Origin of the sequence: Streptomyces sp. NPDC002825, from assembly GCF_040295385.1 — a bacterium.
Taxonomy (GTDB): Bacteria; Actinomycetota; Actinomycetes; order Streptomycetales; family Streptomycetaceae; genus Streptomyces.
Map to the genome: position 1 here is coordinate 14,354 of NZ_JBEOVH010000040.1, position 22,431 is coordinate 36,784.

The 22,431-nt window shown below is 71.4% G+C and carries 21 protein-coding genes; 10 read left to right on the top strand and 11 right to left on the bottom strand.

Annotated elements, in window-relative coordinates:
• Positions 1 to 14 precede the first annotated feature (14 nt).
• Positions 15 to 1,202 carry a THUMP-like domain-containing protein gene (locus ABT041_RS34720; RefSeq protein ID WP_351192088.1) on the bottom strand — a complete coding sequence of 396 codons (1,188 nt, stop codon included), beginning with the start codon at positions 1,200 to 1,202 and terminating at the stop codon, positions 15 to 17.
• Positions 1,203 to 1,331: 129 nt separating this feature from the next.
• Here ABT041_RS34720 and ABT041_RS34725 point away from each other — a divergent pair, with 129 nt between their 5' ends.
• The 4 genes from ABT041_RS34725 (at position 1,332) to groL (ending at position 4,695) form a co-directional block, all read left to right on the top strand.
• Positions 1,332 to 2,249, top strand: coding sequence for a polysaccharide deacetylase family protein (locus ABT041_RS34725; protein ID WP_351192090.1), 918 nt, complete (start codon positions 1,332 to 1,334; stop codon positions 2,247 to 2,249).
• Positions 2,246 to 2,500, top strand: coding sequence for a hypothetical protein (locus tag ABT041_RS34730; protein WP_351192092.1), 255 nt, complete (start codon positions 2,246 to 2,248; stop codon positions 2,498 to 2,500). The genes ABT041_RS34725 and ABT041_RS34730 overlap by 4 nt, the downstream gene beginning before the upstream one ends.
• A 146-nt stretch (positions 2,501 to 2,646) precedes the next feature.
• Complete coding sequence (gene groES, locus ABT041_RS34735; protein WP_017239619.1) at positions 2,647 to 2,955, top strand: co-chaperone GroES; 309 nt, start codon at positions 2,647 to 2,649, stop codon at positions 2,953 to 2,955.
• Between the two features lie 111 nt (positions 2,956 to 3,066).
• Positions 3,067 to 4,695 (top strand): chaperonin GroEL, encoded by a 1,629-nt coding sequence (groL, locus tag ABT041_RS34740; RefSeq protein ID WP_351192095.1) that lies wholly within the window; start codon positions 3,067 to 3,069, stop codon positions 4,693 to 4,695.
• A 157-nt stretch (positions 4,696 to 4,852) separates the two neighbouring features.
• On the opposite strand, the gene ABT041_RS34745 is transcribed toward groL, so the two are convergent.
• The 6 genes from ABT041_RS34745 to ABT041_RS34770 all read right to left on the bottom strand — a co-directional run bounded on the left by ABT041_RS34745 (position 4,853) and on the right by ABT041_RS34770 (position 10,948).
• Entirely contained in the window at positions 4,853 to 5,551 is a 699-nt protein-coding gene (locus tag ABT041_RS34745) for an ester cyclase (RefSeq protein WP_351192097.1), read from the bottom strand.
• 46 nt (positions 5,552 to 5,597) lie between these two features.
• The gene (locus ABT041_RS34750) at positions 5,598 to 6,617 is read right to left on the bottom strand and encodes a hydroxyacid dehydrogenase (RefSeq protein ID WP_351192099.1); all 1,020 of its coding nucleotides are present in this window, start codon (positions 6,615 to 6,617) and stop codon (positions 5,598 to 5,600) included.
• Between the two features lie 17 nt (positions 6,618 to 6,634).
• Positions 6,635 to 7,486, bottom strand: a complete 852-nt coding sequence (locus tag ABT041_RS34755; RefSeq protein WP_351192101.1) for a carbohydrate ABC transporter permease — start codon at positions 7,484 to 7,486, stop codon at positions 6,635 to 6,637.
• Entirely contained in the window at positions 7,483 to 8,427 is a 945-nt protein-coding gene (locus tag ABT041_RS34760) for a carbohydrate ABC transporter permease (protein ID WP_351192103.1), read from the bottom strand. The genes ABT041_RS34755 and ABT041_RS34760 overlap by 4 nt, the downstream gene beginning before the upstream one ends.
• 4 nt (positions 8,428 to 8,431) lie before the next feature.
• A complete protein-coding gene (locus ABT041_RS34765) occupies positions 8,432 to 9,748 on the bottom strand; it encodes an ABC transporter substrate-binding protein (RefSeq protein ID WP_351192105.1) in 1,317 nt (438 codons plus the stop codon).
• A gap of 102 nt (positions 9,749 to 9,850) precedes the next feature.
• Positions 9,851 to 10,948: a substrate-binding domain-containing protein gene (locus tag ABT041_RS34770; protein ID WP_351192107.1), complete on the bottom strand. Its 1,098-nt coding sequence runs from the start codon at positions 10,946 to 10,948 to the stop codon at positions 9,851 to 9,853.
• Positions 10,949 to 11,111: 163 nt separating this feature from the next.
• Between ABT041_RS34770 and ABT041_RS34775 the strand changes: the two genes are divergently transcribed.
• The gene (locus ABT041_RS34775; protein WP_351192109.1) at positions 11,112 to 12,932 is read left to right on the top strand and encodes a DUF2264 domain-containing protein; all 1,821 of its coding nucleotides are present in this window, start codon (positions 11,112 to 11,114) and stop codon (positions 12,930 to 12,932) included.
• A 27-nt stretch (positions 12,933 to 12,959) separates the two neighbouring features.
• On the opposite strand, the gene ABT041_RS34780 is transcribed toward ABT041_RS34775, so the two are convergent.
• The gene (locus ABT041_RS34780) at positions 12,960 to 13,733 is read right to left on the bottom strand and encodes an SDR family NAD(P)-dependent oxidoreductase (protein WP_351192111.1); all 774 of its coding nucleotides are present in this window, start codon (positions 13,731 to 13,733) and stop codon (positions 12,960 to 12,962) included.
• Between the two features lie 28 nt (positions 13,734 to 13,761).
• Entirely contained in the window at positions 13,762 to 14,436 is a 675-nt protein-coding gene (locus ABT041_RS34785) for an MOSC domain-containing protein (RefSeq protein ID WP_351192113.1), read from the bottom strand.
• A gap of 80 nt (positions 14,437 to 14,516) precedes the next feature.
• Here ABT041_RS34785 and ABT041_RS34790 point away from each other — a divergent pair, with 80 nt between their 5' ends.
• Entirely contained in the window at positions 14,517 to 15,410 is an 894-nt protein-coding gene (locus ABT041_RS34790; protein ID WP_351192115.1) for a LysR family transcriptional regulator, read from the top strand.
• Between the two features lie 316 nt (positions 15,411 to 15,726).
• Here the strand turns inward: ABT041_RS34790 and ABT041_RS34795 are convergent, their stop codons facing one another.
• On the bottom strand, positions 15,727 to 16,101 hold the full coding sequence (locus ABT041_RS34795; RefSeq protein WP_351192117.1) for a WhiB family transcriptional regulator: 375 nt from the start codon (positions 16,099 to 16,101) through the stop codon (positions 15,727 to 15,729).
• 431 nt (positions 16,102 to 16,532) lie between these two features.
• Here ABT041_RS34795 and ABT041_RS34800 point away from each other — a divergent pair, with 431 nt between their 5' ends.
• The 4 genes from ABT041_RS34800 (at position 16,533) to ABT041_RS34815 (ending at position 20,864) form a co-directional block, all read left to right on the top strand.
• Positions 16,533 to 17,144: a response regulator transcription factor gene (locus ABT041_RS34800; protein ID WP_003948568.1), complete on the top strand. Its 612-nt coding sequence runs from the start codon at positions 16,533 to 16,535 to the stop codon at positions 17,142 to 17,144.
• Positions 17,145 to 17,387: 243 nt separating this feature from the next.
• Entirely contained in the window at positions 17,388 to 17,990 is a 603-nt protein-coding gene (locus ABT041_RS34805) for a sigma-70 family RNA polymerase sigma factor (protein ID WP_308433031.1), read from the top strand.
• A 140-nt stretch (positions 17,991 to 18,130) separates the two neighbouring features.
• Entirely contained in the window at positions 18,131 to 19,633 is a 1,503-nt protein-coding gene (gene guaB, locus ABT041_RS34810) for an IMP dehydrogenase (protein ID WP_351192120.1), read from the top strand.
• Between the two features lie 106 nt (positions 19,634 to 19,739).
• Positions 19,740 to 20,864 (top strand): GuaB3 family IMP dehydrogenase-related protein, encoded by a 1,125-nt coding sequence (locus ABT041_RS34815; protein WP_309054002.1) that lies wholly within the window; start codon positions 19,740 to 19,742, stop codon positions 20,862 to 20,864.
• A 57-nt stretch (positions 20,865 to 20,921) separates the two neighbouring features.
• Here ABT041_RS34815 and ABT041_RS34820 read toward each other — a convergent pair whose 3' ends face one another.
• The gene (locus ABT041_RS34820; RefSeq protein ID WP_351192123.1) at positions 20,922 to 22,163 is read right to left on the bottom strand and encodes a nucleotide sugar dehydrogenase; all 1,242 of its coding nucleotides are present in this window, start codon (positions 22,161 to 22,163) and stop codon (positions 20,922 to 20,924) included.
• Positions 22,164 to 22,431: the final 268 nt, after the last annotated feature.

Genomic DNA, 22,431 nt, shown 5'->3' on the forward strand with positions numbered 1-22,431 from the left:
AGCGTGAGTGTCCCCTAGGGCTTGTTCGCGGGCCGGCCGATCAGCATCGTCGGGGCTCCCGCGACCCGAGTGAGCAGGACGGTCGCCGCGTTGGGGCCCTTCGGCTTCACCTTGCGGCGGATCTCCTCCGGTTCGACCGCCGAGCCGCGCTTCTTCACCGTGAGGGTGCCGACCTCGCGCTCCCGTAGCAGGGCCTTCAACTTCTTGAGGTTGAAGGGGAGTTCGTCGGTGATCTCGTAGGCGGCGGCGTACGGGGTGGGGGTGAGGGCGTCCGCCGTGACGTAGGCGATCGTCTCGTCGATCAGGCCGCCGTCCAGCTCCTCGGCCACCTCGGCGACCAGGTGCGCCCGGATGACGGCGCCGTCCGGCTCGTACAGGTAGCGGCCGACCGGGCGGACCGCCGGGTCCGGCAGCCCCCGGCCCGTCAGGGTGGTCCCGGAGGGCAGCAGGGTGGCCCGGCGGGCGCCCGGCTCCGTGCCGAACCAGAGCACGGCCTCCTTCACGTCCCCGCCGTCCGAGATCCACTCGGCCTCGGCCTCCTCCGGCACCGCCTCGTGCGGGATCCCCGGCGCGATCTTGAGTGCGGCGCGCGGGGCCCTGCGGGCCGCCTCGATCGCCCAGGACAGCGGCGGGGAGTACGCCTCGGGGTCGAAGATCCTGCCCCGGCCGCCGCGCCGTGCCGGGTCGACGAAGACCGCGTCGTAGGGGGCGGTGTCGATCTCCGTGACGTCGGCGCAGCGGACCTCGATCAGGTCCGCGAGGCCCAGCGCCGCCGCGTTGGCCCGGACCGCCTCGGCGGTCAGCGGGTCCCGGTCGACGGCCAGGACGGAGATCCCGGCGCGGGCGAGGGCGATCGCGTCGCCGCCGATCCCCGAGCAGAGGTCCGCGACGCTGCGGACGCCCATCGCCTTGAGCCGGGCCGCCCGGTACGTCCCCACCGAGGCGCGGGTCGACTGCTCGACGCCGTTGGGCGTGAAGTACATCCGGTACGCGTCCTCCGCTCCGAACTTCGCCACCGCCCGCTGCCGCAGCCGCGCCTGCCCGAGGGCCGCGCTGACGAGCTCGGCGGGGTGGTCGCGGCGCAGCCGGGAGGCGACCGCCAGCTCCTGGGCGGGGTCGTAGTCGCGCAGGGCGGCGAGGAGCGTCTGCCCCTCGGGGGTGAGCAGGGCGGCGAAGGAGGCGAGGTCGGTCACCCGTCCCATTCTGGGCCCTGTGGGCTTGTGGGCCGGCCGGGGGACGGTGGGGGCCGCACGGCGGTGTCGCGGCCCGGAGGGGCTCCCGCGCTGACAGGATGCGGCGCCATGCAGCTCGTACGACAAAAGGACCAGATGATGGCAAGAGGTGCGCACCGCTCCCGCCGTACGCTCGGAGCGGCGCTCGCCGTGGCCGCGCTCGCCTCCGCCGCCACGGCCTGCGCCGGCAGCGCCGAACCCGAGCGCAGCGCACCCGCCCCCGCCGCCGGACAGAAGGCCCAGGGCGCCGCCTCCGCCGCCCTCAGCGCCTACGCCGAGAAGGTCCGCGCGCAGCGGGCCGCCCGTGTGCTCGCCGCCAGGAAGTGGGGCCTCGCCAAACCCCCGCTCGACGCGCCCGCCCCGCCCGCCGTCAAACCGAAGATCACCACCCGCAAGGGGTTCGAGACCGACGGCGAGGGCCTGCCGCCCGTCTTCACCACCGTGCCGACCAAGCAGAAGGTCGTCTTCCTGACGATCGACGACGGCGCGGAGAAGGACCCCCAGCTGCTGAAGATGATGACGGAGCTGCGGATCCCGTACAGCGCCTTCCTCAGCAACTACCTCGTCAAGGACGACTACGGCTACTTCGCCAGGATGCAGAAGTCGGAGGAGTCCGGGGTCTCCCTGCACAACCACACCCTCAACCACCGCTACATGCCCGGACTCTCGTACAGCGAGCAGAAGCGCGAGATCTGCGGCATGCAGGACATCATGGAGAAGCGCTTCGGCAAGCGGCCCCCGCTCTTCCGCCCGCCGTACGGCAACTACAACGAGGACACCCTGCGCGCCGCCAAGTCCTGCGGCGTCAAGGCCGTCCCCCTCTGGTCCGCCGAGGCCTTCCCCGACCACATGGAGTGGCGCGAGTGGGACCGGGACCTGCACCCCGGCGACATCGTGCTCACCCACTTCCGGGGCAAGGAGGACTGGAAGGGCACCATGCCGGACATGATCCGCCGTGTGATGAACGTGATCACGTCCAAGGGGTACGCGGTGGCGAAGCTCGAGGACTACGTGTGAGCACGGGTGCACGCCGGTGCGTCGCCGCCCTCGCCGTGACCGGGGCGCTCCTTGCCCTGCCCGCCTGCGCCTCCTCCGTCGATCCGATCGAGCGGCTCGGCCGGAAGGCGGCGGAACGGGTGAGCCCTCACCCCACCCCGGTCGAGACGGTACGGGCGGCGGTGGACGCGAAGAGGTGCGAGGAGGCGCGAAGGGTCCGTCCCGTCACGCCACGGAGCGATGAATTGGCACTCCGCTTGACCGAGTGCTAATCGCGGTCATAGTCTCGGCTCTGGCACTCCCCACTGGAGAGTGCCAACACAGCGACGGGCAGGTCCGGCACCCGCGACGACGGATCCACCTGGTCGCCACCTCAGACAGTTAACCCCGTGAGATCTCCGAAGGGGGAGGTCGGATCGTGACGACCACCAGCTCCAAGGTTGCCATCAAGCCGCTCGAGGACCGCATTGTGGTCCAGCCGCTCGACGCCGAGCAGACCACCGCCTCTGGCCTGGTCATTCCGGACACCGCCAAGGAGAAGCCCCAGGAGGGCGTCGTCCTGGCCGTGGGCCCGGGCCGCTTCGAGAACGGCGAGCGTCTGCCGCTCGACGTCAAGACCGGCGACATCGTGCTGTACAGCAAGTACGGCGGCACCGAGGTGAAGTACAACGGCGAGGAGTACCTCGTCCTCTCGGCTCGCGACGTGCTCGCGATCGTCGAGAAGTAATTCACCCCAGGTATCTGAAGCAGATGCTTTGAGCTGCGCCCCTTGACCCCGCACCGGGCGTCCGGGGGCGCGGTTCGTTCCACCCCATTCCGAGAGGGCTGAACCGCTCCCATGGCGAAGATCCTGAAGTTCGACGAGGACGCCCGTCGCGCCCTTGAGCGCGGCGTCAACAAGCTTGCCGACACGGTGAAGGTGACGATCGGCCCCAAGGGCCGCAACGTCGTCATCGACAAGAAGTTCGGCGCCCCCACCATCACCAACGACGGTGTCACGATCGCCCGCGAGGTCGAGATCGAGGACCCGTACGAGAACCTCGGCGCCCAGCTCGTGAAGGAGGTGGCGACCAAGACCAACGACATCGCGGGTGACGGCACCACCACCGCCACCGTGCTCGCCCAGGCCCTGGTCCGCGAGGGTCTGCGCAACGTCGCCGCCGGCGCCTCCCCGGCCGCCCTGAAGAAGGGCATCGACGCCGCCGTCAAGGCCGTCTCCGAGGAGCTCCTCGCCACCGCGCGTCCGATCGAGGACAAGTCCGACATCGCCGCCGTCGCCGCGCTCTCCGCGCAGGACCAGCAGGTCGGCGAGCTCATCGCCGAGGCGATGGACAAGGTCGGCAAGGACGGTGTCATCACCGTCGAGGAGTCCAACACCTTCGGCCTGGAGCTCGACTTCACCGAGGGCATGGCCTTCGACAAGGGCTACCTGTCCCCGTACATGGTCACCGACCAGGAGCGTATGGAGGCCGTCCTCGACGACCCGTACATCCTGATCCACCAGGGCAAGATCTCCTCGATCCAGGACCTGCTGCCCATCCTGGAGAAGGTCATCCAGGCCGGCGCCAGCAAGCCGCTCCTGATCATCGCCGAGGACGTCGAGGGCGAGGCGCTCTCCACCCTCGTCGTCAACAAGATCCGCGGCACGTTCAACGCCGTGGCCGTCAAGGCCCCCGGCTTCGGCGACCGCCGCAAGGCGATGCTCGGCGACATGGCCACCCTCACCGGTGCCACCGTCATCGCCGAGGAGGTCGGCCTCAAGCTCGACCAGGCCGGTCTGGACGTGCTGGGCACCGCCCGCCGCGTGACCATCACCAAGGACGACACCACCATCGTCGACGGTGGCGGCAACTCCGAGGACGTCGCGGGCCGCGTCAACCAGATCAAGGCCGAGATCGAGTCCACGGACTCCGACTGGGACCGCGAGAAGCTCCAGGAGCGCCTCGCGAAGCTCGCCGGCGGCGTCTGCGTGATCAAGGTCGGCGCCGCGACCGAGGTCGAGCTCAAGGAGAAGAAGCACCGTCTGGAGGACGCCATCTCCGCGACCCGCGCCGCGGTCGAGGAGGGCATCGTCTCCGGTGGTGGCTCCGCGCTCGTCCACGCCGTCAAGGTCCTCGAGGGCAACCTCGACAAGTCCGGCGACGAGGCCACGGGTGTCGCGGTCGTCCGCCGCGCCGCCGTCGAGCCGCTGCGCTGGATCGCCGAGAACGCCGGCCTCGAGGGCTACGTCATCACCTCCAAGGTGGCGGAGCTCGACAAGGGCCAGGGCTTCAACGCCGCGACCGGCGAGTACGGCGACCTGGTCAAGGCCGGCGTCATCGACCCGGTGAAGGTGACGCGCTCCGCCCTGGAGAACGCCGCCTCGATCGCCTCCCTCCTCCTCACCACCGAGACCCTCGTGGTGGAGAAGAAGGAAGAGGAGCCGGCGGACCACGGCCACGGCCACGGTCACGGCCACTCCCACTGAGGCTCGTAGCCGACAGCCGAGGCCCGGTGCTCCCGTCGCGGGAGCACCGGGCCTCGGCCGTTCCTCGGGCCGCGAGGCCCGGAACTCAGGCCTCGACGGCGCCCGGCCTGCCCACCGTTCCTCAGGCCTCGACGGCGCCCGGCCTGCCCACCGTTCCTCAGGCCTCGACGGCGCCCAGCCTGCCCATCAGCCCGAGCATGTCGTACTGCCACCAGCCCTCGACGATCTTCCCGTCGTCGCGGAAGCGGTGCACGACCGTGCCCGTCATCTGCACGTCCATGCCGGTCGGCTGCAGCCCCATGAAGTCGCCCGTGTGGTTCGCCTTCCACGTCCACCGCGTGCAGACCCGGTCGCCCTCGGCGATCTGGTCGTCGATCTCGAACGTGAAGTCGAAGCCGCCCCGCCACATCTCGACCTCGCGCCGCACCGCGTCCATCCCGATCACGTCCTGCTCGTTGGTCGGATCGTGATCGTGGTAGCCCTCCGCCAGGACCTCGTCGAGCAGCGCCAGCTCCTGCTCGGTCGCGAGCATCTCCAGCAGCCTGCGGGCGTTGCTCTTGTACAGCGCCTCGTCCCGTACGACGTCCAGGTCCGTGAACGTCGGCATCTCGTCGCAGAGCGCCACCATCTCCCGGAAGATCCGGTCGGTCTCGGGAAGCTGCGAGTTCTGCATGGCCACGTCGTACGAGGGGAACTCGACGATCTCCACCACGTGCGAGGCGTCGGAGCGGTCCTTGCCGACGATGCTGTGGGTGGCCGTGCGTTTGCCCTGCGTCTGCTCGACCCACCGGTCCATGAGCCGGTTCAGGTCGTCGACCCGGCTCGTCCTGCAGTCGATGATCTGCACGAAAGTCATGACGCCTCCCGACCCAGGTGGGACCCTTTCAGTCTAGGTCCGGGCGCTACGCCGAGCGCGTCAGATCCGACGCCCGCACCTCCTCCGCGAACGGCTCCCCCCGCCCGTACCGCGCCACCTCCTCGATCGCCCGGTCCGCCATGCGGTGGAGTTCGTTGCCCAGGGAGCCGGCGACGTGGGGGGTGAGGAGGACGTTCGGCAGGGTCCACAACGGGGATTCGGACGCCGGGAGTTCCGGGTCCGTCACGTCGAGGATCGCGTGGAGGCGGCCCGAGACCAGGTGGGGGAGGAGGGCCGCCTCGTCCACGAGGGAGCCCCGGGCCGTGTTGATCAGGGTCGTGCCGGCCGGCATCGCCGCCAGCTGCGCCGCGCCGATCATGTGGCGGGTGGACGGGAGTTGCGGGGCGTGGACCGAGACGATCGTGCTGCGGGCGCACAGCTCGTCGAGGCCGACGAGCTCCACGCCGGGGGGCGGGACGTCGACGTACGGGTCGTACAGCAGGACCTCGAAGTCGAACGGGCGGAGGAGTTCCACGACCCGGCGGCCGATGCGGGAGGCACCGACGATGCCGACCGTGCGGCGGTAGTTGCCCCACGGGGCGGATTCCGTGAGCCAGGCGTCGTCGGTGCGCAGCTCCGCGTACCGCCGGGCCGAGCGCAGGACCCGCTTGCCGGCGAGGAGGATCGCGGCGAGCGTGTACTCGGCGACCGGCAGCGCGTTGGCCGCGGCGGCCGAGGTGACCCGCAGGCCACGCTCCCAGCAGGCCTCGGTGATGTGGTGTTTGACGGAGCCCGCCGCGTGGACGACCGCCCCGAGCCGAGGGGCGCGGGCCAGCACCTCGGCCGTCAGCGGTGGCGCTCCCCAGCAGGTCAGCAGGATCTCCGCCTCGGCGAGGGCGGCGGTGACCCGTGGCCCGGGGGCCGTCAGGTCGTGGGCGACCAGGTGCGGGTCGGTGCGCGTGAGGCGGGCGAGGCGGGTGCGGTGGGCGTCCGTGAGGAGGCGGTCGTCCACCCCGGGGCCCATGGCGAGGAGGAGGGAGGGGCGGTTGTCAGTGGTCGGGTGCATCGTTGTACCTGTGCTCCTCACTTGACGCTGCCGGCCGTCAGACCGGCCTTCCAGTGGCGCTGGAGGGAGACGAAGGCGACGACGAGGGGGACGACGGCGAGCAGGGATCCGGTGACGACGAGGGGGTAGTAGTCGGGTTCGGCGTGGGCGTTGCTGTTCCACGCGTACAGGCCGAGGCTCAGCGGGAAGAGCTTCTGGTCCGAGAGCATCACCAGGGGGAGGAAGAAGTTGTTCCAGACGGCGGTGAACTGGAAGAGGAAGACCGTCACGAAGCCGGGCATGACCATGCGCAGGCCGATGGACCAGAAGACGCGCATCTCGCCCGCCCCGTCGATACGGGCGGCCTCCAGGGCCTCGTCGGGGATGTAGCCGGCGCAGAAGACCCGGGAGAGGTAGACGCCGAAGGGGTTGACGAGGACGGGGATGAGGACGGCCCAGTAGGTGTTGACGATGCCGACCTCGCTGGCGAGCAGGTACATCGGCAGGGCGAGCGCGGTGGTGGGGACGAGCACGCCCAGGAGGACGAGGCCGAAGAGCTTCTCCTTGCCGCGGAAGTCGTAGACGTGGAAGGCGTATCCGGCGGCGACGCTGATCAGGGAGCAGGCGAGGGCGCCGGCGCCCGCGTAGAGGAGGCTGTTGGCGTACCAGTGGAAGTAGACGCCGTCGCCGTACGCGGCGAGCCGGGAGAGGTTGCCGCCGAGGTCGAAGCCCTCGAAGGAGAAGGCGTCTCCGGCGAGGAGGCCTCCGGCGTCCTTGGTGGCTGCGGTGAGGAGCCAGACCAGGGGGAAGAGCATGTAGCCGACGGCGAGGACGAGGGCGCCGTTGACGGCCGTCTTCGACAGCCACCGGCTGGGGGTACGGGTGCTCATGCGGGCTGCTCCTGCCGTGCGGTGGCGGCCTTGCGTGCCGTGGTCGCCTGCCGTGCCGTGCCCGCCTTCCGGCGTCCGGTCAGCCTGGTCACCGCGAAGGAGAGCAGTGCCGCCGTCAGGGCGAGGAGTACGGAGGCGGCCGCGGCGAGTCCGTAGTCGTTGCGGTCGAAGGCCGCGGTGTAGGCGTACATGTTCGGCGTCCAGGTGGAGGTGACGGCGGAGCCGGTGCCCTTGTTGAGGATGAGCGGCTCGGTGAAGAGCTGGAGGGAGCCGATGACCGTGAAGAGGCCGACCATGGCGAGGGAGGCCTTGACGAGGGGGAGCTTGATGGCGAAGGCGATGCGCCAGGCGCCGGCGCCGTCGACGGTGGCCGCTTCGATGACGGAGCGGTCGATGGCCTGGAGGGCGGCGTAGAAGATGACCATGTTGTAGCCGAGCCATTCCCACAGGGCGATGTTGACGACGGACGGCAGGGTGCCCTCGGGGGAGAAGAAGTCGAAGCCGATGCCTCCGGCGTCCATGGCCTGGACGACCGGGCTGAGCTGGGGTGTGTAGAGGTAGACCCAGATCAGGGCGGCGATGATGCCGGGGACGGCGTGCGGCAGGAAGAGCGCGAGCTGGAAGAAGCGGCGGGCGCGGGCGAGCGCCGAGTCGAGCAGGAGGGCGAGGCCGAGGGCCCCGGCGAGCAGCAGCGGGATGTAGAGCAGGCAGTACCCGAGCAGGACGCCGAAGCCCTCCAGGAAGGCCCGGTCACCCAGCGCCGCGGTGTAGTTGTCGAGGCCGGTGAAGACGGTCTCGGTGCCGCCGAAGCCCAGTCCGGACTGCTTCTCGGTGAAGAGGCTGAGCCAGACCGCGTATCCGATCGGCACCACCATCACCGCGGTGAACAGGACGAAGAAGGGGGTCAGCAGGAGTGTGGCGGCGCGGGTGCGGGCCTTCATCGGGTCAGCCCTCGACCTTCAGGCCGCGCTTGGTGAGTTCGGCGACGGTGGCGTCGTGGCCGGCCTTGACGGCGTCGGCGATGCCGGGGCCGCCCGGGGCGAGCTTGCCGAACGCGTCCTTGATCGCGGTGTTGGTGGTGCCGGAGGTCGGGCCCCAGGACCAGTTCGGGTTGATGGAGGCGCCGGCGGCCTCGAAGAGGGCGTAGATGTCCTGGCCGCCGTAGAAGCTCGCGTCGAAGGCCTTCTTGGCGACCGGGCGCAGGGACGCGGCGGCCGGGAAGGCGGAGGAGGTGCCGGAGGCGATCCGGGCCTTCACGCCCGCCTCGGTGGTGGACATCCACTCGGCGAAGGCGACGGCGGCGGCCTTCTGCTTGCTGTCCTTGCTGACGGCGAAGGAGGTGCCGCCGAGCATGCCGCTGGCGGGCTTGCCGTCCCAGGTGGGGATGGGGGCGACGGCCCACTTGCCGCTCATCTCGGGCACGTTGCCCTTGAGGACGCCGGCGCCCCAGGAGGCGCCGAGGTAGCCGATGGTGGTGCCGTTCTTGAGGGAGCCGACCCACTCGGGGCTGAAGGAGGCGTCCTTGTGGACGAGGTCGGCGTCGAGGAGGCCCTGCCAGTAGGCGGTGACCTTGGTGGTGGCCGGGTCGGTGGTGTTCACCTTCCAGGTGTCGTTCTCGGCCTTGAACCACTGGCCGCCGGCCTGCCAGACCTGGGCCTCGAAGGTGGCCGGGTCGTCGGGGAAGAAGGTGGCGATACGGGCCTTGGCGTCGGCCTTCTTGACCTGCTCGGCGGCCTTCCTGAACTCGTCCCAGGTGGTGGGGACCTTCACCTGGTACTTCGCGAAGAGGTCCTTGCGGTAGAAGAAGGCCTGCGGGCCGGCGTCGAAGGGGACGGCCCAGGACTTCCCGCCGAGGGTGGTGAGTTCGACGGACTGCGGGAGGAGCTTGGCGCGGTCGGCCTCGGTGAACTCGTCGCCGATCTCCTGCAGGGCGCCGGAGCTCACGAACTCGGGGAGGGCGGCGTACTCGATGGAGACCAGGTCGGGGGCGTTGCCCGCCTTCACGGCGTTCGAGATCTTGGCGTAGCCGCCGGCGTTGCCGGAGGGGATCTCCTCGAACTTCACCTGGATGTCGGTGTGGGAGGCGTTGAAGGCGTCCACGACGTCCTTGGAGCCCTTGGCCCAGCCCCAGAAGGTGATGGTCACGGGGCCGTTCGACTTGCTTGCGGTGTCGTCACCGCCGCCGCCGCAGGCCGTGAGGACGGCCAGGGCGGTGGCGGTGCCGGCTATGACGCGGGACGTTCTGCTCCAGGTACGGGTCACGGCACGGCTCCTGAGGGCGGGGCGGCTGGGTGGTTGTGGCCGTGATCCTGTGACCGTTCATGACCGAAGTCAAGAGCGAAAGATTGATTGATCGAAAAAAGATCAAACCGAGGGTGTCGTGCTCGCTCCGCACGAGGCCCGTACCCGCAGCCACGGCAGCAGGCTCAGATGGCGCCGCGCCGCCTCCTCGTCGGGCGCCTCCGTGAGCCGCTCCACCAGCAGTTCCGTGGCGTGCCGCCCCACCTGCCGCTTCGGCGGGGCGACCGCGGTCAGCGGGGTGTCGGCGAGCGCGGCGACCTCGTCGTCGTACGCGATCACGGCCAGGTCCTCCGGCACCCGCACGCCCAGCTCGGCCAGGCGCTGCACGATCTCGATCGCGTCCACGTCGTTGTGGACCAGGGCCGCGCTCGCGAGGCCCGATTCGACGGCCTCGTGCAGCGCCCGCACCGCCTGCTCGAAGCCCTCCGGGTCCGCCTCGGCCGGTACGGAGGCGATGACCGGGCGCGGCTCCTTCAGGCCCAGCGTGCCCAGCGCCTCGGCGTAGCCCGCGCGCACCGCGAACGCGGTCGGGGAGTCGCGGCGGGCCACGAGCAGCGGCGTCGCGTGGCCGAGCGAGAGCAGATGGCGCAGGGCCAGCAGCACGCCGTGGGCGTGGTCCGAGGCGACCCGGTCCAGGCCGTCGAGCGGGCTGCCGGGCTCGGCGCGGCGCTCCAGGAGCACGGCCGGCACGGGCAGCTCGGCCAGCCAGTCCCCGTACGCGAGCCGGTCCTCGGGCAGTCCGCGCCAGCCCGGCGCGACGAGGACGCCCTCGGCGCCCGCCGCGAGGAGGCCCTCGGTGCGGGCGCGGTCCTCCTCCGGCCGGTAGTCGGAGATCCGCAGCACGAGCCGCGCCCCGGCGCGGGCCGCCGCCTCGTGCGCCCCCCGGATGACCTCGGCGAAGTAGTACGTGGCGGAGGGCACGAGCAGGCCGAGGACCAGGCCCTCGCCGGAGCGTCCGCCGCCGGCGGCTCCCCGCTGCGGCCAGGAGACCTGGCCGTGCACCCGGTCGAGCAGGCCCCGGCCGGCCAGGACCTCGACGTCCCGGCGGGCGGTGACGGGGGAGACCCCGAGGCGTTCGGCCAGCTCGGAGACGCGGGCGGTGCCGCGCTCGCGCACCAGGGCCAGCAGTCGGTCGTGTCGTTCGGCAGCACTCTCGCGCACGGCGCAGTTCCCCCTCGCGGTGGTGGTGGTCCGTCGAGCCTAGCCCCAGAAATGATCGAACGACAGAAGTTTCGATCATTCGATCCGGATCTCTTGACGTTCGATCGGAGTCTGTTCAGGATTCCGGGCGACGCAGACGTCCCAGGGAGCCCCAGGGAGCATCATGCCCACGCCGCCCGAGAACCGTGAGCTCAGCCCGTACACCGGCTGGACCCGTGCCCACTGGGAGGCCGCGGCCGACCGGCTCCTCCTGGACGTACGCCCCTTCGCCTCGCCCCGCGGCGGCCTCATCGACCTCCCCGGCCCCCGCCCCAGCTGGTCGGGACCCCGCTCCGACGGTCTGGAGGGCTGGGCCCGCACCTTCCTCCTCGCCGCCCTCCGCGTCGCCGGCGCCCACGGCGAGGACCCGCACGGCCACCTCGACCGCTACGCCGAAGGCCTCGCCGCCGGCACGGAGCGGCCGGGACGGGAGGACGAGGACTCCTGGCCCCCGATGGCCGGCACCCGCCAGGCGATCGTCGAATCCGCCTCGATCGCCCTCGGCCTCCGCCTCACCCGCCCCTGGCTGTGGGACCGCCTCGACGACCGCACCCGACGGCGCGTCGCCGACTGGCTCCGCCCCGCCCTCGGACCCTCACCCGTCGACAACAACTGGTGGCTCTTCGGCCTCACCGTCGCCGGCTTCCTCCAGGACGCCGGCATCGAGACCGACCGCGCCGCCGACACGATCGACCGCTCCCTCGCCCGGATCGAGGACTGGTACCTCGGCGACGGCTGGTACAGCGACGGCGACAACCGCGCCTTCGACCACTACAACGCCTGGGCCCTGCACTTCTACCCCGTCCTGCACGCCCACCTCGCCGGCGACAAGGAGCTCCTCGACCGGTACGGCCCCCGGCTGCGCGCCCACCTCGACACGTACGTCCACCTCTTCGACGCGAACGGAGCCCCCGTCCCGTACGGGCGCTCCCTGATCTACCGCTTCGCCGCGGCCGCCGCGCCCTGGCTCGGCACCCTCACCGGCCACACCCCGCTCAGCCCCGGCGCCACCCGCCGCCTCGCCTCCGGCACCCTGCGGTACTTCCACGAGCACGGCGCGACCGACGAGCGCGGCCTCCTCACCCTCGGCTGGCACGGCCCGTACCCGCCGCTCGTCCAGGAATACTCCGGCCCCGGCTCCCCCTACTGGGCGTCCAAGGGCTTCCTCGGCCTCCTCCTCCCCGCCGGCCACCCCGCCTGGACCGACCCCGAGGAACCCCTGCCCGCCGAACGCGCCGACACCGTCCTGCCCGTCGCCCCCGCCGGGCTGCTCGTCCAGACCACCGCCGCCGACGGGCTCGTACGCCTCCACAACCACGGCAGCAACCACGTCCACAGCGCGCCCGGCGAGGAGGACGACCCCGGCTACGCCCGCCACGCCTACTCCACCCGTACGGGACCCGGTACCGGAACGGCCGACAACCACTTCACCCTGCTCGTCGACGGACGGGCCACCACCCGCGGCCCCGCCACCCCCCTCACCACCGGCCCCGACCGGGCCGCCTCCCGCCACCAGCCGCTGCCCGGCGTCCGGGTCCTCTCCGCGACCCTCGTCCACGGCCGCGCCGAACTCCGCGCCCACCTGGTCCTCGGCGCCCCGGAGGGGACACCCGTACGGCAGACCGGCTGGGCCGTCACCCCGGACGGCCCGCACGCCCAGCTCCACCCGGTCCACGGCTACGGCCCCGAGATCGCGGAACTCCCCACCGGAGAAACCCTCCAGGGCCCTGGCAGCCGCACCCTCGCCCTGCACGGCACGACCCGGGGCCCCGCCACCCTCTTCGCGGCCCTCGCCTCCCTCACCGCCGAGCCCGACCCCGCCCCCGTGTCGGACCTCGCACGCGTCCGGGCCGACGGCCACCTGCTGACCGTGACCTGGCAGAACGGCACCACCGCACAGCTCGACCTCGCAGCGCTCGAAGCCCTGGACTCGAAGGACCTCTGAACGGGAGACCGGGGCTGCGGCAGATCCCTACTCCGGCCCGTACTTGCGGCCCGCCTTCGACGACACCCCGCCGAGCAGACCGCGCGGAGCCAGCTTCACCACACCCATGAGGGCCTTGTAGCGGGGGTCCGGGATCGACAGGGTCTTCCCCCGCTCCAGGTCGTGGAGCGCCGCCGTCACCAGCTTGTCCGCGTCGAGCCACATCCAGCCCGGGATGTTGTCCGTGCCCATCCCGGCCCGCTCGTGGAACTCGGTCCGTACGAAGCCGGGGCAGAGCGCCATCAGACGCACCCCGCTGCCCGCGAGGTCCCGCGCCGCGCCCTGGGTGAACTGCACGACCCACGCCTTCGAGGCGCCGTAGGTGCCGCGGGGCACGAAGGCCGCCACCGACGCCACGTTCACCACGGCGCCCCGGTGGCGGCCCTTCATGGCGGCGGTGGCCGCCGAGGTCAGCCGCAGCACCGCCTCGCAGTGCACCGTGAGCATCTTCAGCTCGTCGGCCATCGAGACCTCGAGGAAACGGCCCTTGTTGCCGAAGCCGGCGTTGTTCACCAGCATGTCCACCGGCTGCTTCGGGTCCGAGAGCCGGGCCTCGACGGCGGCGATGCCGTCCTCCTCGGAGAGGTCCGCCGCGAGCACCTCGGCCTCGACGCCGTGCCGGTCGTGCAGCTCGGTCGCCTGCTCCCGGAGCCGCTTCATGTCCCTGGCCACGAGCACGACATCGTGGCCGTCCGCCGCCAGTCTCCGTGCGAAGGCGGCCCCGATGCCCGCGGTGGCGCCCGTAATCAGTGCAGTCGTCATAGGGGCAACCTAGTGCCCCGTCCCCGCGCTACGACTTGGCGTACTTCTCCGTGTACTGGCGGGCCAGCGCCAGGAGTCCGGACTCCATCCACTCGGCGGCGGCCAACGTGGAGGGCAGCAGGGCGCGTTCGGTGGTCGCGGCGCGGTGCAGCACCGCCACGGTGACGTCGTGGTCCGGCCGGTGCACCACCGTGATCGGATCGCCGGCCCGCACCTCGCCCGGCACGACCACCCGCAGCAGCGCGCCGGGACCGGCCTCGGACTGCGTGAACCGCTTCACCCAGCCCTTCTCCTCGACGAAGCCCGCGAAGGTACGGCACGGGATGCGGCCGCCGGTCACCTCCAGGACCACCTCCTCGCCGATCCGCCACCGCTCGCCGATCAGGGCACCGTTCACGTCGAGGCCCCGGGTGGTGAGGTTCTCGCCGAAGGAGCCGTTGGCCAGCTCGCGCCCGAGCTCCCGCTCCCACAGGTCCATGTCCTCCCGGGCGAAGGCGTACGCCGCCCGGTCGTCGCCCCCGTGGAAGCGCAGGTCGCAGACCGCGTCGCCGGCGACCCCGCTCCCCCCGACACCGGGCGCGCCCGGCGCCTCGATCCGCACGGGCCCCTCGACGGGCCGCTTGTCGATGCCCGTCATCCCCGAGGCCGCGTCCGTGTACTCCACGGCCCTGGCGCGGCCCACATTCACACTCAGCAAGGTCATGCCAGCACTGTAGGCGCGGCCATCTCAAAGCCGCTCGCCAGAATGGGCAGCTTCACCCAAGAGTCGCTTATGCTGGACGCATGATCGAGGCACGCCACCTCCGCGTCCTGCGCGCCGTCGCCGCCACCGGCTCCTTCTCGGCCGCCGCGCGCGAACTCGGCTGCACCCAGCCCGCCGTCAGCCAGCAGATGAAGGCCCTCGAAGCCTCCGCCGGCACGCCGCTGCTGATCCGTACGGGACGCGAGATGCGCCTCACCCAGGCCGGTGAGGTCCTGGTGCGCCACGCCTCCGGCATCCTCGCCGGGCTGACCGCCGCCGAGGAGGAGGTCGCCGCCATCGCCGGGCTCCGGGCGGGCCGCGTACGGCTCGTCTCCTTCCCGAGCGGCAGCTCGACCCTCGTGCCGACCGCGCTCGCCGCGCTGCGGGCCGCGCACCCCGGCACCCGGGTCTCCCTCGTCGAGGCCGAACCGCCGCGCTCGATCGAGATGCTCCGCGAGGGCGACTGCGACATCGCGCTCGCGTTCCGGTACGGCGCGGGGCAGGCCGAGTGGGACGACCTGGTGGTCCGCCCGCTCCTCGCCGACCGCCTCGTCGGCCTCGTGCCGGAGGGCCACCGGCTCGCCGGAGCGGACTCGGTCGGCATCGCGGAACTCGCCGACGAGTCCTGGATCGCGGGCTGCCCGCGCTGCCGGCGCCAGCTCGTGGACGTCTGCGAGGACGCGGGCTTCACCCCCCGCATCGACTTCGCCACCGACGACTACCCGGCCGTGGTGGGCCTGGTCGGCGCCGGTCTGGGCGTCGCCGTCCTGCCGGAGCTGGCCATCGAGTCCGTACGGCCCAAGGGGGCGCGGACCGTGGCCGTGGAGCCGGCCGTGGAGCGGGAGATCGTGGCCCTGACGCTGCCGGACCTCGCGCAGGTCCCTGCCGTCGCCGCGACGCTCGACGAACTGATCCGGGCCGCCACGCGCGCGTAAGGGCGATCCGCGCCACCACGCGCGCGTAAGGGCGATCCGCGCCGCCACGCGCGCGGAGGGGCGATCTCCGGCGCCACGCGCGCGCGTAGGGGCGATCCGCGCCACCACACGTGTTAGTACCGACCGCGCGTAAGCCGCGCCGCCGCGCGCGCGTAGTACCGACGCACGCCGCCGTGCGTGCGTCGTGCCGACGCACGCCGCCACGCGCGCGAACCAGTCGCAGGGGCTCCCCGCGCCGCCACGCGCGCGCATCAGCGACGCGCGCGGGCGCGCGGGACGTTTCAGCTCCTGCTCAAGCTCTTGAAGAAACGTTCCTTCACATACGTTCCCCGATGGATGTCATGGACGTCATGGGTGTCACGGACGTGGCGGACGTGGCCGGCGGCGATGCCGGTGCCGTCGTGATCAGGCGATTGCGCGCGCGTCCCATGAGTTCTTCGCGTTCGTCCTCGGTGAGGCCGCCCCATACGCCGTAGGGCTCCCGCACGGCGAGTGCGTGTGCCGCGCACTCCGCGCGCACCGGGCACCGCATGCAGACCTCTTTCGCCGAGTTCTCACGCGCACTCCGTGCCGCGCCGCGCTCTCCCTCGGGGTGGAAGAACAGGGAGCTGTCGACCCCGCGGCAGGCCGCGAGGAGTTGCCAGTCCCACAGATCGGCGTTGGGTCCGGGAAGGCGGGAGAAATCTGCCATTGCGCTTGTCCCCTTGAAACCGTGTCGAACGGATAGGTGGGCGGGTGGATGGCTGATGGCCGGGGCTCCTCGGGTCCCGACAGGTCCGGTACGTACACCTACTGTCGAAGTAGATGTAAATATGACTCATTGCGAATCTAGCCACAGACACTGCGAAAAGGGAAGAAAACCCGCTAAATGGGGCATAGCTTTTGATGTTGGGACGAACGACCTGCGACACTCTCCTCCGCGCACGACCCCTCACGTAGAGTGCCGAAGACGCCGTCCGACCCGTAACTCTTTCGAGTGACCGTCGTTGAGAGTGCGGAGGCGGTTGAAGGAACAGGCGATCGGGCAAACGTCCGAGAGCGTCAACCGCACAGGTGACGATACGTACAGCCCTGGAGGCTCAAGGTGACGCGCAACAGCTGCGAGAGCCGCGGAGGTCACGCATGACATCCGTCCTCGTCTGCGACGACTCCCCGCTTGCCCGAGAGGCGCTCCGCCGCGCGGTCGCGACCGTGCCCGGCGTCGAGCGCGTGACCACCGCGGCCAACGGCGAGGAAGTCCTCCGCCGCTGGGGCGCGGATCGCTCGGACCTGATTCTGATGGACGTACGCATGCCCGGTCTGGGCGGCGTGGAGACCGTCCGCCGGCTGCTCTCCGCGGACCCCGGCGCCCGCATCATCATGCTCACGGTCGCCGAGGACCTCGACGGCGTCGCCCTCGCGGTCGCCGCGGGCGCCCGTGGCTACCTGCACAAGGACGCCTCGCGCGCCGAGCTGCGGGCCACGGTCACCCAGGCGCTCGCCGACCCGACCTGGCGGCTCGCCCCGCGCCGCCTCCGTTCGGCCGAGATGGGCGCCGCGCCCACCCTCACCGCGCGCGAGATCCAGGTCCTCGAAGGCATGAGCCACGGCCGGTCCAACGCGGAGATCGGGCGCGAGCTCTTCCTCTCCGAGGACACGGTCAAGACGCACGCACGACGGCTCTTCAAGAAGCTGGGCGCGTCCGACCGGGCGCACGCCGTGGCGCTCGGATTCCGCTGGGGCCTGGTCCGCTGAATCGCAGGTCACCTGCCCTCTCCCCGTCCTCGCCCGCGTCCGACGTGGGGTGGACGGGGCGGGCTTGTGTCACTTCCCCGCGGAATGCCGCATCCTTGAGATGTGGAGTTCCTCGGGGACGAGTCGATCGAGCGGGACGGGAGGGCGCGGGAGATGAGTGCCGGCGCACCTGCTCATAACGCTTCGGTGCACAACTACGGACGCGGTGCCACGAACGCGGAGGCGTCGGGGCACCATGGAGCGATGCGCGACGACGAGACCGTGGGTACCCCCATGCCTGCCGGGCAGGGGGAGATCGGTGCGCTCGTGCACCGCGCGGTCGACGGCGACGCGCAGGCCACGCACGACCTGCTCGCGCGTGTCCACCCGCTCGCCCTGCGGTACTGCCGCACCCGCCTCAACCGGCTGCCGGGCGACGCCCGGCACTTCGTCGAGGACCTGGCCCAAGAGGTCTGCGTCGCCGTCCTGATGGCACTGCCGCGCTACAAGGACACGGGCCGGCCCTTCGAGGCCTTCGTCTTCGCCATCGCCGGGCACAAGGTCGCCGACCTCCAGCGGGCCGCCATGCGGCACCCCGGGTCCACGGCGGTCCCCTCCGACGAGATGCCCGAGCGGCCCGACGACTCCCTCGGTCCCGAGGAGCGCGCCCTGCTCAGCGACGACGCCGAGTGGGCCAAGAAGCTGCTCGCCAACCTCCCGGAGAACCAGCGCGAACTCCTCGTGCTGCGGGTCGCGGTCGGACTGACCGCCGAGGAGACCGGCCAGATGCTCGGCATGTCCCCGGGCGCCGTCCGGGTCGCCCAGCACCGGGCCCTCAGCCGGCTCCGCGCACTCGCCGAGCAGTAAGCCTTGCCGGGCGCCGTCATCCCTTTCGTACACGTGCGAACGTCCAAAGCTTCCCGGTGATCTTGATCGTGGAATGAGACACCGCTCAGGCCCGTTAGCATGGACATCCCGCACCGATCAAGGCCATTTGGGAAGGTGTCATGACTGCCAACGTCGACGGAGTGCCCGAGAAATTCGCGACACTCGGGCTGACCTACGACGACGTGCTGCTGCTGCCGGGCGCGTCCGACATGGCGCCCGACCAGATCGACACCGCCTCGTACATCTCGAAGAACGTGCGGGTGAACATCCCGCTGCTCTCCGCCGCGATGGACAAGGTCACCGAGTCCCGCATGGCGATCGCCATGGCGCGACAGGGTGGTGTCGGTGTGCTGCACCGCAACCTCTCCATCGCCGACCAGGCGAACCAGGTCGACCTCGTGAAGCGCTCCGAGTCCGGCATGGTCTCGGACCCGATCACGGTCCACCCCGACGCGACGCTCGGCGAGGCCGACGCGATCTGCGCCAAGTTCCGCATCAGCGGCGTCCCGGTGACCGACCCGGCCGGCAAGCTGCTCGGCATCGTCACCAACCGCGACATGGCCTTCGAGTCGGACCGCAGCCGCCAGGTGCGCGAGGTCATGACCCCGATGCCGCTGGTCACCGGCAAGGTCGGCATCTCCGGCGTGGACGCCATGGAGCTGCTGCGCCGCCACAAGATCGAGAAGCTGCCGCTGGTCGACGACTCGGGCGTCCTCAAGGGCCTCATCACGGTCAAGGACTTCGTCAAGGCCGAGAAGTACCCGAACGCCGCCAAGGACAAGGAGGGCCGCCTCCTCGTCGGCGCCGCCGTCGGTGTCGCCGGCGACGCGTACGAGCGCGCCCAGGCCCTGATCGAGGCCGGAGTCGACTTCATCGTCGTCGACACCGCGCACGGCCACTCCCGCCTGGTCGGCGACATGGTCGCCAAGATCAAGTCGAACTCCTCCGTCGACGTCATCGGCGGAAACGTCGCCACCCGCGACGGCGCCCAGGCGCTCATCGACTCGGGTGTCGACGGCATCAAGGTCGGTGTCGGCCCCGGCTCCATCTGCACCACCCGCGTGGTCGCCGGCATCGGCGTCCCGCAGGTCACCGCGATCTACGAGGCCTCCCTCGCCGCCAAGGCGGCCGGCGTCCCGGTCATCGGCGACGGCGGTCTGCAGTACTCCGGCGACATCGCGAAGGCCCTCGTCGCCGGTGCCGACACGGTGATGCTCGGCTCGCTGCTCGCGGGCTGCGAGGAGTCGCCGGGCGAGCTGCTCTTCATCAACGGCAAGCAGTTCAAGTCGTACCGCGGCATGGGCTCGCTGGGCGCCATGCAGTCCCGCGGCGAGCAGCGCTCCTTCTCCAAGGACCGCTACTTCCAGGAGGGCGTCGCCTCCGACGAGAAGCTCGTCCCCGAGGGCATCGAGGGCCAGGTGCCCTACCGCGGCCCGCTCTCGGCCGTCGTCCACCAGCTGGTGGGCGGTCTGCGCCAGTCGATGTTCTACGTCGGCGGGCGCACGGTGCCGGAGCTCCAGGCGAACGGCCGCTTCGTCCGGATCACCTCGGCGGGCCTCAAGGAGAGCCACCCGCACGACATCCAGATGACGGTCGAGGCGCCGAACTACAGCAGGAAGTAACACAGCGCGACGCGTGGGGGCGGTTCCGGCATGTGGCCGGAGCCGCCCCTCACGCTTGTGTCGGGGATACTGGTAGGCGCAGACGTAGAGGGAAAGGCCACACATCGTGACTGAGATCGAGATCGGGCGCGGCAAGCGCGGCCGCAGGGCGTACGCGTTCGACGACATCGCCGTCGTGCCGAGCCGGCGCACCCGGGACCCGAAGGAGGTCTCGATCGCCTGGCAGATCGACGCCTACCGTTTCGAGCTGCCGTTCCTGGCCGCCCCGATGGACTCGGTCGTCTCGCCGCAGACCGCCATCCGCATCGGCGAGCTGGGCGGCCTGGGCGTCCTGAACCTGGAGGGTCTCTGGACCCGGTACGAGGACCCGCAGCCGCTTCTCGACGAGATCGCCGAGCTGGACGAGGCCACCGCGACCCGCCGTCTGCAGGAGATCTACGCCGCTCCCATCAAGGAGGAGCTGATCGGGCAGCGCATCAAGGAGGTGCGCGACTCCGGTGTCGTCACCGCCGCCGCGCTCTCCCCGCAGCGCACCGCGCAGTTCTCCAAGGCCGTCGTCGACGCCGGCGTGGACATCTTCGTGATCCGCGGCACGACGGTCTCCGCCGAGCACGTCTCGGGCGCGGCCGAGCCGCTGAACCTGAAGCAGTTCATCTACGAGCTGGACGTCCCGGTCATCGTCGGCGGCTGCGCCACGTACACCGCGGCCCTGCACCTGATGCGCACCGGCGCGGCGGGTGTCCTGGTCGGCTTCGGCGGCGGCGCCGCGCACACCACCCGTAACGTCCTCGGCATCCAGGTCCCGATGGCGACCGCGGTCGCCGACGTGGCCGCGGCCCGCCGCGACTACATGGACGAGTCCGGCGGCCGGTACGTGCACGTCATCGCCGACGGCGGTGTGGGCTGGTCCGGCGACCTGCCGAAGGCGATCGCCTGCGGCGCCGACGCCGTGATGATCGGCTCCCCGCTGGCCCGCGCCACGGACGCGCCCGGCAAGGGCCACCACTGGGGCATGGAGGCCGTCCACGAGGACGTGCCGCGCGGCAAGCTGGTCGACCTGGGCATCGTCGGCACCACCGAGGAGATCCTCGCGGGCCCGTCGCACACCCCGGACGGCTCGATGAACTTCTTCGGCGCCCTGCGCCGCGCGATGGCCACCACGGGCTACAGCGAGCTCAAGGAGTTCCAGCGCGTCGAGGTCACGGTCGCGGACGCCCAGCACAAGCGCTGATCTTCCGTACGTACGCAGAGGGGCCCCGCACCGGGTGGTGCGGGGCCCCTCTGCGTGTCACAGGCGGTGGGCCGCCCCCGCGGGCGTCGCGCCGCGGGTGTCGAGGAGGAGCTGGGCCTTCACCGAGAGGCCCTGGAGGTCGTACGTGCGGTGCTGCTGGAGCAGGATCGTCAGGTCGGCGTGGGCGGCGGACTCGTAGAGGGAGTCCGCGCGGGGGACGGGGAGTTCGCGGACGCGCCAGTCGGGGACGTGCGGGTCGTGGTAGCTGACGGCCGCGCCCAGGTCCATGAGGCGGCGGGCGATCTCGTCGGCGGGGGAGCCCTGCCGGTCGGGGAGGTCGGGCTTGTAGGTGATGCCGAGGAGCAGGATCCGGGCGCCGCGGGCCGACTTGCCGTGCTCGTTGAGGAGGGTGGCGGCGCGCTGGACGACGTACTGCGGCATGCGCTCGTTGACCTGTCCCGCGAGTTCGACGAGGCGCAGCGGGCGGTGGGCGCCGATGGTGTCGACGGGGACGCCGTGGCCGCCGACGCCCGGTCCGGGGCGGAAGGCCTGGAAGCCGAAGGGCTTGGTCTCGGCGCAGCGGATGACGTCCCAGAGGTCGACGCCGAGTTCGTGGCAGAGGACGGCCATCTCGTTGACGAGGGCGATGTTGACGTGGCGGAAGTTGGTCTCCAGGAGCTTGACCGTCTCCGCCTCGCGGGGGCCACGCGCGCGTACCACCTTGTCGGTGAGCCGCCCGTAGAAGGCGGCCGCGGACTCGGTGCAGGCCGGGGTGAGGCCGCCGATGACCTTGGGGGTGCCGGCGTAGCCGTGGGTGCGGCTGCCGGGGTCGAGGCGGCCGGGGGAGTAGGCGAGGTGGAAGTCGCGGCCGGCGCGCAGGCCGGAGCCCGTCTCCAGGACTTCGCGGAGGAGGCCCTCGGTGGTGCCCGGCGGGACCGGGGACTCCAGGAGGACGGTGGTGTGGGGGCGCAGCCGGGCGGCGAGGGCGCGGGCGGCTTCGGTGACGGCGGTGAGGTCGAGGGTGCCGTCGGGGCCGGGGTGGGTCGGGGCGCAGAGGACGGCGGTGCGGACCCGGCCGAGTTCGGCGGGGTTGGTGGTCGGCCGGAAGCTCCCTGAGAGCATCCGGCGGATCTCGGGGGCGGTGAGCGAGCCGTCGACCGGGGAGCGGCCGGCGGCGAGTTCGGCGACGGGGCGGGGGTCGGTGTCGTAACCGATGGTGTCGATGCCTGCGGCGGTTGCGGCCTGGGCCAGGGGGAGTCCGTGGTGGCCGAGGCCGATGACGGCGAGATCAGCGGGCATGGGGGTGTGGGCCGTCCTTCCCAGTAGCCGGAGGGGACGCGAGGCGCAAGCCCGGTGGACAGAACGGGTCGAGCGCAATGTCAGACTAGGCGTAAATATGACCGATATGCGGCATTGTGGGGCCGAAGGTCGCCGAGTGTTATCCACAGGTCCGTGGCGAGACGGTGGCTGAAGTCGCGGGACCGGGCCAGAATCGAGCTGTGAGCCGGACCACACGGGGCCCGGTTCGCGGTTCGTGTACGTGCGGTTCGCGTCCGTGCGGATCGCG

Excerpts from the sequence above, each read along its gene's own strand:
- guaB (WP_351192120.1), top strand. The coding sequence starts at position 18,131 with ATGACTGCCAACGTCGACGGAGTGCCCGAGAAATTCGCGACACTCGGG.
- ABT041_RS34760 (WP_351192103.1), bottom strand. The coding sequence starts at position 8,427 with ATGAAGGCCCGCACCCGCGCCGCCACACTCCTGCTGACCCCCTTCTTC.
- ABT041_RS34725 (WP_351192090.1), top strand. The coding sequence starts at position 1,332 with ATGGCAAGAGGTGCGCACCGCTCCCGCCGTACGCTCGGAGCGGCGCTC.
- ABT041_RS34805 (WP_308433031.1), top strand. The coding sequence starts at position 17,388 with ATGCGCGACGACGAGACCGTGGGTACCCCCATGCCTGCCGGGCAGGGG.
- ABT041_RS34775 (WP_351192109.1), top strand. The coding sequence starts at position 11,112 with ATGCCCACGCCGCCCGAGAACCGTGAGCTCAGCCCGTACACCGGCTGG.
- ABT041_RS34800 (WP_003948568.1), top strand. The coding sequence starts at position 16,533 with ATGACATCCGTCCTCGTCTGCGACGACTCCCCGCTTGCCCGAGAGGCG.
- ABT041_RS34795 (WP_351192117.1), bottom strand. The coding sequence starts at position 16,101 with ATGGCAGATTTCTCCCGCCTTCCCGGACCCAACGCCGATCTGTGGGAC.
- ABT041_RS34720 (WP_351192088.1), bottom strand. The coding sequence starts at position 1,202 with ATGGGACGGGTGACCGACCTCGCCTCCTTCGCCGCCCTGCTCACCCCC.
- ABT041_RS34785 (WP_351192113.1), bottom strand. The coding sequence starts at position 14,436 with ATGACCTTGCTGAGTGTGAATGTGGGCCGCGCCAGGGCCGTGGAGTAC.
- groL (WP_351192095.1), top strand. The coding sequence starts at position 3,067 with ATGGCGAAGATCCTGAAGTTCGACGAGGACGCCCGTCGCGCCCTTGAG.
- ABT041_RS34750 (WP_351192099.1), bottom strand. The coding sequence starts at position 6,617 with ATGCACCCGACCACTGACAACCGCCCCTCCCTCCTCCTCGCCATGGGC.
- ABT041_RS34780 (WP_351192111.1), bottom strand. The coding sequence starts at position 13,733 with ATGACGACTGCACTGATTACGGGCGCCACCGCGGGCATCGGGGCCGCC.
- ABT041_RS34790 (WP_351192115.1), top strand. The coding sequence starts at position 14,517 with ATGATCGAGGCACGCCACCTCCGCGTCCTGCGCGCCGTCGCCGCCACC.
- ABT041_RS34745 (WP_351192097.1), bottom strand. The coding sequence starts at position 5,551 with ATGACTTTCGTGCAGATCATCGACTGCAGGACGAGCCGGGTCGACGAC.
- ABT041_RS34820 (WP_351192123.1), bottom strand. The coding sequence starts at position 22,163 with ATGCCCGCTGATCTCGCCGTCATCGGCCTCGGCCACCACGGACTCCCC.
- ABT041_RS34755 (WP_351192101.1), bottom strand. The coding sequence starts at position 7,486 with ATGAGCACCCGTACCCCCAGCCGGTGGCTGTCGAAGACGGCCGTCAAC.